Below are 8,218 nucleotides of genomic sequence, written 5' to 3' on the forward strand. Positions count from 1 at the left end.
GGCGGCGCGCCGGCGCACCGACGCGCAGGCGGCGGTCGAGCAGCGACATCGCCGCGCCCGCCATCATCACCAGGGCGCCACCCCAGATCAGCGTCACCAGCGGCTTCCACCACAGCCGAACGACGACGGAGCCGTCATTGCCCTCGTCGCCAAGCGACAGATAGAGCTGGCTGAACCAAACAGTCCTGATGCCGGATTCGGTGGTCGTCATCTGGCGCACAGGATAGAAGCGCTTGGCCGAGCTGATCTCGCCCTTGGCGTTGCCGTCGGCGCCGATGAACAGGAAGCGGCCGCGATCCTCGCTGTAGTTCGGTCCTTGCGCCGGGTAGAGACCCTCGAAGCGGAGCCTATGGCCGGAGAGCTCCACCGTATCGCCGGCGCGCATGGTCAGGATCTTCTCGGTGCCGAAACTCATGGTCCCGACGATGCCTAGCAGGGTCAGGCCGAGGCCGAGATGGGCGAGCGCGGTGCCGAACACCGAGCGCGGCAGGCCGGCGAAGCGGCTGAGCGCAACCGCCGGCGCAACATTGCCGATACCCGATTTGACGGCGAGATCGGTGAGCGCGCCGCAGACCAGCCAGACGGCGAGACCGACGCCAAGCGCGGCGAACACCGACGCGCCGTCGATGAACAGCGCCGTCACCAGCACGGCGGCGAGCGCTGCCGCGAAGGCGGCCATCAGCCGTTGGGCGGCGGCAAGGACGTCGCCGCGCTTCCAGGCAAGCAGCGGCCCGAACGGCACGATTGCCAAGAGCGGCAGCATCAACGGGCCGAAGGTCAGGTCGAAGAACGGCGCGCCGACCGAGATCTTGCCGCCGGTGACGGCTTCCAGCGCCAGCGGATAGAGCGTGCCCACCAGCACCGTGGCCGTGGCGGTGGTGAGGAACAGATTGTTGAGGACCAGCGCGCCCTCGCGCGAGATCGGATGGAACAGGCCGCCGGCGGTCAGCCTCGAGGCGCGCAGCGCGAACAGCGCCAGCGAACCACCGATGAACAGCGTCAGGATGCAGAGGATGAAGACGCCGCGCGCCGGGTCGGTGGCGAAGGCATGCACCGAGGTAAGCACGCCGGAGCGCACCAGGAAGGTGCCGAGCAGCGACAGCGAGAAGGTGAGGATGGCGAGCAGCAGCGTCCAGATCTTCAGCGCCGAGCGCTTCTCCATGACGATCGCCGAATGGAGCAGCGCCGTACCTGCCAGCCAGGGCATGAAGGACGCGTTCTCGACCGGATCCCAGAACCAGAAGCCGCCCCAGCCGAGTTCGTAATAGGCCCAGTAGGAGCCCATGGCGATGCCGCCGGTGAGGAACATCCAGGCGACCAGCGTCCATGGCCGCACCCAGCGCGCCCAGGAGGCGTCGATGCGGCCCTCGATGAGGGCGGCGACCGAGAAGGAAAAGCAAATCGAGAAGCCGACATAGCCGAGATAGAGCAGCGGCGGATGGATGGCGAGGCCGAGGTCCTGCAGGATAGGGTTGAGGTCGCGGCCCTCGATCGGCGCCGGGTTCAGCCGGATGAAGGGATTGGACGTCGCCAGGATGAACAGGAAGAAGGCGCAGCCGATCGCCCCTTGCACGGCGAGCACATTGGCCCTGAGCGTCGCCGGCAGGTTTGAACCGAACACGGCGACGAGCGTGCCGAAGAAGGTCAGGATCAGCACCCAGAGCAGCATCGAGCCCTCGTGGTTGCCCCAGGTACCGGTGATCTTGTAGATCAGCGGCTGCAGCGAGTGCGAGTTCTCCCAGACGCTCGCCACCGAGAAGTCGGACCCGGCATAGGCGCTGGCCAGCGCGGCGAAGGACAGCGCGGTGAGCGCGAAGCCGGTGACCGTCACCGGACCGCCAACCGCCATCATTTTCTGGTTGCCGACGCGCGCGCCATAGAGCGGCACCAGCATCTGCACCAATGACAGCGCAAAGGCCAGGACGAGCGCGAAATGTCCGGTTTCGACCATTATTCGCTCTTGCTCTCCTGCCAGACGCCCTTGGCTTTCAGCCCATCGGCGACTTCCTTGGGCATATAGCGCTCGTCATGCTTGGCGAGCACGCTGTCGGCGACGAAGATACCGTCCGGCCCGAAGCTGCCTTCGGTGATGACGCCTTGCTCCTCGCGGAACAGGTCGGGCAGGATACCGGTATAGCTGATCTTGACCGATTTCTGCTTGTCGGTCACCGAGAAGGCGACCGTCGCGCCCTGCCCGCGCACGATCGTGCCCTTTTCGACCAGCCCGCCCAGCCGGATACGCTGGCCGGGCTGAACAGTCGCCGTGGCGAGATCGCCGGGCATGTAGAAATAGGAGGCTTTCTGGCCAAGCGCGTAGAAGGTGAGACCGGTGGCGGCGGCGAGGAACGCCAGCCCGGCCACGATCACCGACAGCCGCTTCTGCTTGCGTGTCATCGTCTACTCCGTCGCCATCAGGCCGAGCGTGGTGGCAAAAGCGGTGAACTTCTTCGCTTCATCGCTCCCGGCGCCAAAGACGGCAATGGCGCGGCCGAGCGCATCGCGCGCCTGGTCGGCCTTGCCCAGCACCGCATAGGAACGAATGAGCCGCATCCATCCTTCCACGTCGCGCGGGTTTTGTCTGAGCTTTTCATCGAGGCCGGCGACCATGGTCTCGATCATCGCCTGCCTGTCCTGCGGCGACATCTGCTGCGCGGCATCGACCGCTTGCGCGTCCGGGCCATTGGCGGGCGCGATCCCTGCGACGGATTTGCCCGCTGCGTCGGCCAGCGCCTGCTCGACCGCGCCACGCCACGGAGAATCCGGCGGCAGCGCACCCAGCATCTTTTGCCAGGCAGCCGTCGCCTCGCCGGCACGGCCTTCCTGAGCGAGACCCATCGCCAGGTAGAAGCTCGCCTTCGCATTGGCGGGGTCCTGCTTCAGCGCCGCCTCGAAGGCAACTTGAGCCTCGGCCGAGACGATGCCGCCGGCGGCGTTGGCGATCGCCTCGCCCAGACCTACCTGGCGCGTGGCGCTATCGCCGTCGAGGCGGATGGCGTTGCGGTAGGCTCGCGCCGCGTCGGAATAGCGCTGCAGCCGCAGATAGACCGGCGCCAGCACGTCCCAGCCCCTGCCGTCGGACGGGTTGGCGGCAAGATGCGCCTCGGCGCGCGCTACCAGCTCGTCGACCGAGGAATCGGCGGGATTCTTGGCGAGCCTCTCGGCCAACGGCTGCGCGGGGAGATCGGGCGAGCCGAGCTTGATATAGAGACCCCAGCTGACCAGCGGCACCGCCAGCACGGCGACCGTCGCGACCAGCCTGATCGCGACCAAAGGCCGCGCGACCGCGCCTGACGGAACCGCGGCACCCAGGCGCAGGATGCGACGGCCGATTTCGGCGCGCGCCTCCTCGGCCTCGGCCGGCTGGATCAGGCCGCGCGCCACGTCGCGGTCGAGCTCGGACAGCTGGTCGCGATAGACTTCAAGATCGTTATCACCGGCGCCGGACTCATCCTTGCCGGCGCCGGCCAAAGGCAGCAGCACTGCCAGGCTGGCGCCCAGCGTGAGGATGGCGGCTATGACCCAGAACAGCATGGTTCTTCCAATAACGGCAGAGCCCTGCCCTGCCAACTCAGGCACACTGCGACGCTTTGGCGGCCAATGCGCCGCCCGTCCTTGATCGACGTCAACCGGACAGATTCTAACCGGGCAAAATGTCAGGTCAGCGGCGTCCAGCTGCCGTCGCCGTTGCGGCAGGCGGTGCCGCGCGCCGTGGCGCTGGCAGCGCCGGTGAACACGGTGTGGGTGTATTGCCGGCAGTCCTGCGAGCCTACCCGGTAAGGCTGGGCGGCGACGACTTCGCCGGAATGGCCGGTGCTCTCGCTCTTCCAGGTCACCTTCTGGCCGCTCGCCATATATTCGAGCGCCTTGTATTCGGCTTCCAGCGCCTTGCGCTTGTCGGTGTCGTCAAGGCTGGAGCCGATCGATCCGCCGACAAGGCCGCCGTTCATGGCCGAAATGATGGTGGTGGCCACCTTGCCGCCGGCCGGGGGCGCGGCAGCCAGCGACGGCTTCGCGTCAGGGCCGCTGCGACCCAGCGTCGTGCAGCCGGAAACGGCCAGCAGTACGGAAACGAGCGCGACGCGAATCTTCATGCCAACAACCGGTTTTCTCGAGAAGGATGAGCTGGGGGCGGCGCCATCGGGAAAATAGGCGTGGCCATAGTGTTGATATTTGTCGGAAATTTGGCCGCGGCCGGCGACCTACGAAGCAATCGAAACGGCGCATACCATGCGCCGCCCATCGATGTCGACCGGGCCCGGCAAGGTATCACTGAAGGCTCCGCAATCGCACCACCGCCTTCAGCCCACCCATGGCGGAACGCTCCAGCGCAAGTGCGCCGCCATATTCGTTGACGAGGTCGGCCACAATGGCGAGCCCCAGCCCGGTGCCGGGCTTGGTCTCGTCGAGCCGGCGGCCGCGCTTCAGCGCCTCGCGCGCGCTGTCCTCGGGAATGCCCGGACCGTCATCCTCGATAGCGATCTCGAACAGGTTTGCGCCGACGCCGTCCTTGCCCGAAACCGGCGCCACCGATACGGCGACGGCGCGCTTCGCCCATTTCATAGCGTTGTCGAGGAGGTTGCCCAGCAGCTCCTCCAGATCCTCGCGCTCGCCGCCAAAGATGATCTCGGTAGCCGGCAGCGACAGCGTGAGACTGGTTTCGGGCTTGAGCTTCTGCAGCACGCGGACCATGCGCTGCACCAGCGGCGCCACCGGCGTGCGGTAGACGACGCTGTCGCGCTGTGCGGCGACGCGCGCCCGCTGCAGATAGTGGTCGACCTGCTTCTGCATCGAGGCGGCCTGCTCGGCGATGAGCTGCCCCTTGGCGCCGCCCAGCGCTCGGCCCTCGTTGAGGAGCACCGCGAGCGGCGTCTTCAGCGAATGGGCAAGGTTGCCGACCTGCGTGCGCGAGCGCTCGACGATGCGCTTGTTGTTCTCGATCAGCGCGTTGGTCTCGTTGGCGAGCGGCTCGATCTCGGCCGGGAAGCGGCCATCGAGCCGCTGCGCAGTGCCTTCGCGCACCATGGCCAGCGCGTTGCGCACCCGGCGCAAGGGCTGCAGGCCGATCAGGATGGCGATGGCGTTGATGGCGATCATGCCGACGCCGAACAGCGACAGATAGGTGAGCAGCCGGCGCTGGAAGCTGGCGATCTCCTGCTCCAGTTCGGTATGGTTGCCCATAACGCGGAAGCGCGCGGCGCGGTTCTTGGCGTCGAGGACGAACTCGCTCTCGAACACTTCGAGCTCCTCGCCCTTGATGCCTTCGGTCGAGTAGCTGCGCTGGAAGTTCGCGTTGAACGGAACCTCGGCGACGGAAGGCGACAGGACGGACGTCGTCATTGAGGAGGAATGGATCTCGCCATGGACGCCCTCGGAGGCCGGCTCCACCGACCAGTACCAGCCGGAATTCGGCTCGGAAAAGCGCAGGTCGCCAAGATCCGGCGCGCCGGTGAGCGCCCCATTTTCGGAAATGCCGACCGAGCCGATCAGATTGAACAGATGCGCCGACAAGAGGCTGTCGAAACCGCGCTCGCTCGCCTGGCGGTAAAGCGTGGTGATGAGGGTGAAGATGACGACCAGGGTCAGGATCGCCCAGATGGTCGAGAAAGCAATGACGCGGAAAGCCAGCGAGCGCGGCCATAGCCGAGCCGAAAAAGGTTTCCTTGCGATTGTAGCGAGCGGTTCCGCCTTACGCCTCCGGCTCACGCATGCGGTAGCCCATGCCGCGCACGGTTTCGATCATGTCGATGCCCATTTTCTTGCGCAACCGGCCGACGAAGACCTCGATGGTGTTGGAATCGCGGTCGAAATCCTGGTCGTAAAGGTGTTCGACCAGCTCGGTGCGCGACACCACCTCGCCCATGTGGTGCATCAGGTAGGCAAGCAGGCGAAATTCGTGCGAGGTCAGCTTCAACGGCACGCCGTCGACATCGGCCTTCGAGGCCTTGGTGTCGAGGCGCAGCGGCCCGCAGGTCAGTTCCGACGAGGCATGGCCGGCGGCGCGCCGGATCAGCGCCCTGACCCGCGCCAGCACTTCCTCAATGTGGAAGGGCTTGGTGACATAGTCGTCGGCACCGGCGTCGATGCCGGCCACCTTGTCGCTCCAGCGGTCGCGCGCGGTGAGGATCAGCACCGGCATCTTGCGGCCGCCGCGGCGCCAGCGCTCGACCACGCTGATACCGTCCATTTGCGGCAGGCCGATATCAAGGACGACGGCGTCGTAGGGCTCGGTGTCGCCGAGGAAATGCCCTTCCTCGCCATCGAAGGCGCGGTCAACGACATAGCCGGCATCGATCAGCGCATCCGACACCTGTCGGTTGAGATCCTTGTCATCTTCGACGACGAGCACACGCATGCCGGAGTTCAAACCTCTTGACGTTCAGCGCAGATATACTGCGATTCCAACAGCTTGGGAAACTTCGATATCAATTCAGCGGAACGACGATCTCGGTGCGGCGCGGGCGCTGCCCATCCTTGCCGGGCACCAGCACGACGATGACGCAGACCGCCTGGCCGCCACGCGTCGCCTGCGAGGCCTTGGCCAGCGTGCCGCCATTCTGCGCCGCCACCTGCTGGCCGATCGCATAGCAGTCCGACGCCGCGACCACGAAGGGCTGCGTGTCGTCAGGCGCGATGGCCGGAGCCGACATCGCCTGCGACGCGAGCAGACCGGCTGCTGCGAGCGCCAGCATCGCGGTTCGGAGATGGGTGCGAAGCGTTTTCATGACAGGCGTTGTAACGCATCGGTGCTGAACGTGAAATGAACGGTAACCGCCTGAAAAACCATGCCTGCAAACACCCCCTGAGCCGCAAAGCCGAGCATTGCGATCTGCCGTTCCCCCCTCAGGCCCGGTGCCGGGCTCATAACCGGAAAACCGCCGTCACGGCTATTGTTTTCGGATGCGGAACTTCCGCCTTTCCCTAGCTAGGATACGAAGGCCCGACGACCAGAGGAGCACGCTATGCGACGTGAACAACTTGCCGAACTTTACCGAGGCTACATCGCGTGTCTCAACGCCCAGGACTGGGCCAATCTAGGCCGGTTCGTCGGCGAGGCGGTGCAGTACAATGGCGAAACGGTGGGACTGTCGGGCTATCGCCGCATGCTCGAAGGCGATTTCCAGGCCATTCCCGATCTCCGTTTCAGCATCGAACTCCTGGTTTGCGAGCCGCCGCGCGTGGCTGCCCGCCTGCATTTCGACTGCACCCCCAAAGGCAGGTTGTTCGGATTGCCCGTGAACGGCAAGCGGGTCAGCTTCGCCGAGAACGTGTTCTACGAATTTCGCGATGCGCACATATGCGAGGTCTGGTCGGTCATCGACAAGGCCGAGATCGCGGCTCAGCTTTAATGCGATCCGTCAGGCGTCTTCCCGCGTGACGGCGCGGAAGCGCAGCAATCCATGATGGACCGCAAGGTCCTCGTCGTAGCGAGCCTCGGCGAACTCCAGCGACAGGCGTGTTTGCCCGCGCGGACCGATGGACAGCGCCGCTCCCGCAAGGCGCGCCTCGATGCGATTCATGATGAGGCGCGTTTCAGCCTCGCCTTGGGCCTTCGACCAGACATGCAGCGTGACAAGCTGATCGGCGTCGTTGTCGGCGCCGGTGTCCTGGTTGAAGGCGCTGGTGTGGCCGCATGTCACATAGGGGAAGGCAGCGTTCTCGGTTGCCCGCTCGAGCAGGCCGGCGCCACCCAGCAGCGCCGTCAGCTTCGCGTCACTCTTCAATCTCTGGAACAAGGCCTGCAGCAAATCGTCGGGCGCCGTCATCGTCGTCTCCGCTCGCCAGTCACGCCTTGGACAATCCCTTGCGCCGCCAAAAGTCTTCACATGCAGCGTAGCCGCGTCGCAAGACCCGCGCCAGACTGCATGATACTTCCTGTCCGGATGATGAATGGCCTGGCGTCAGGAATGCCGGTCGCCTTGCGGCCATTCCGCAAGGCTGGACTGATCTCCGTCAAGACACCGGCGCAGCGCCGCCCTCCTCGGTGCGTCGGGCGATGAACTCGTCGAGCACGCCGGCCGAGGCGGCGGCCGAAGCCGGCGGCTGGAAGTCGGCGAGCAGCCGCTTCCAGATGCCGGTAGCGCGCTCGGTGGCGCTCTTCGAACCGGCCTGCGTCCAGTTGCCGAAGTTCGACCAGTCGGCGACCAGCGGCTCGTAGAAGGCGGTGCGGTAGCGCGCCATGGTGTGACCGGCGGAGAAGAAATGGCCGCCCGGTTGCACC

Annotated in this window: 10 protein-coding genes; 1 reads left to right on the forward strand and 9 read right to left on the reverse strand. The window is 65.9% G+C overall.

Annotated features, from left to right (window positions below; all coding sequences use genetic code 11):
* From EOA33_RS15990 to EOA33_RS16020, 7 genes are all read right to left on the reverse strand, one after another.
* Window positions 1–1,951, reverse strand: a 1,951-nt coding sequence (locus EOA33_RS15990) for a heme lyase CcmF/NrfE family subunit (RefSeq protein WP_145989163.1), incomplete at its 3' end; no start/stop codon positions are given.
* Complete coding sequence (ccmE, locus tag EOA33_RS15995; RefSeq protein WP_126055762.1) at window positions 1,951–2,394, reverse strand: cytochrome c maturation protein CcmE; 444 nt, start codon at window positions 2,392–2,394, stop codon at window positions 1,951–1,953. The genes ccmE and EOA33_RS15990, both read right to left, overlap by 1 nt.
* Window positions 2,395–2,397: 3 nt before the next feature.
* On the reverse strand, window positions 2,398–3,531 hold the full coding sequence (gene ccmI / locus EOA33_RS16000; protein ID WP_127406039.1) for a c-type cytochrome biogenesis protein CcmI: 1,134 nt from the start codon (window positions 3,529–3,531) through the stop codon (window positions 2,398–2,400).
* Window positions 3,532–3,653: 122 nt separating this feature from the next.
* The gene (locus tag EOA33_RS16005) at window positions 3,654–4,091 is read right to left on the reverse strand and encodes an RT0821/Lpp0805 family surface protein (RefSeq protein ID WP_127406040.1); all 438 of its coding nucleotides are present in this window, start codon (window positions 4,089–4,091) and stop codon (window positions 3,654–3,656) included.
* 175 nt (window positions 4,092–4,266) lie between these two features.
* Window positions 4,267–5,703, reverse strand: a complete 1,437-nt coding sequence (locus EOA33_RS16010; RefSeq protein ID WP_126055765.1) for an ATP-binding protein — start codon at window positions 5,701–5,703, stop codon at window positions 4,267–4,269.
* Window positions 5,687–6,352 (reverse strand): response regulator transcription factor, encoded by a 666-nt coding sequence (locus EOA33_RS16015; protein ID WP_126055766.1) that lies wholly within the window; start codon window positions 6,350–6,352, stop codon window positions 5,687–5,689. Before EOA33_RS16015 ends, EOA33_RS16010 begins: the two co-directional genes overlap by 17 nt.
* Before the next feature lie 70 nt (window positions 6,353–6,422).
* Entirely contained in the window at window positions 6,423–6,722 is a 300-nt protein-coding gene (locus EOA33_RS16020; protein ID WP_126055767.1) for a hypothetical protein, read from the reverse strand.
* Window positions 6,723–6,959: 237 nt separating this feature from the next.
* Here EOA33_RS16020 and EOA33_RS16025 point away from each other — a divergent pair, with 237 nt between their 5' ends.
* Complete coding sequence (locus EOA33_RS16025) at window positions 6,960–7,346, forward strand: ester cyclase (RefSeq protein ID WP_126055768.1); 387 nt, start codon at window positions 6,960–6,962, stop codon at window positions 7,344–7,346.
* Between the two features lie 9 nt (window positions 7,347–7,355).
* Here EOA33_RS16025 and EOA33_RS16030 read toward each other — a convergent pair whose 3' ends face one another.
* Together EOA33_RS16030 and EOA33_RS16035 are read right to left on the reverse strand one after the other, a co-directional pair.
* Window positions 7,356–7,763, reverse strand: coding sequence for a DUF3168 domain-containing protein (locus tag EOA33_RS16030; protein ID WP_126055769.1), 408 nt, complete (start codon window positions 7,761–7,763; stop codon window positions 7,356–7,358).
* Between the two features lie 187 nt (window positions 7,764–7,950).
* The coding region (locus EOA33_RS16035) for a trimethylamine methyltransferase family protein (RefSeq protein WP_190234285.1) at window positions 7,951–8,218 on the reverse strand (268 nt) is incomplete at its 5' end.

It is taken from the genome of Mesorhizobium sp. M4A.F.Ca.ET.050.02.1.1, from assembly GCF_003997725.1.
GTDB lineage: Bacteria > Pseudomonadota > Alphaproteobacteria > Rhizobiales > Rhizobiaceae > Mesorhizobium.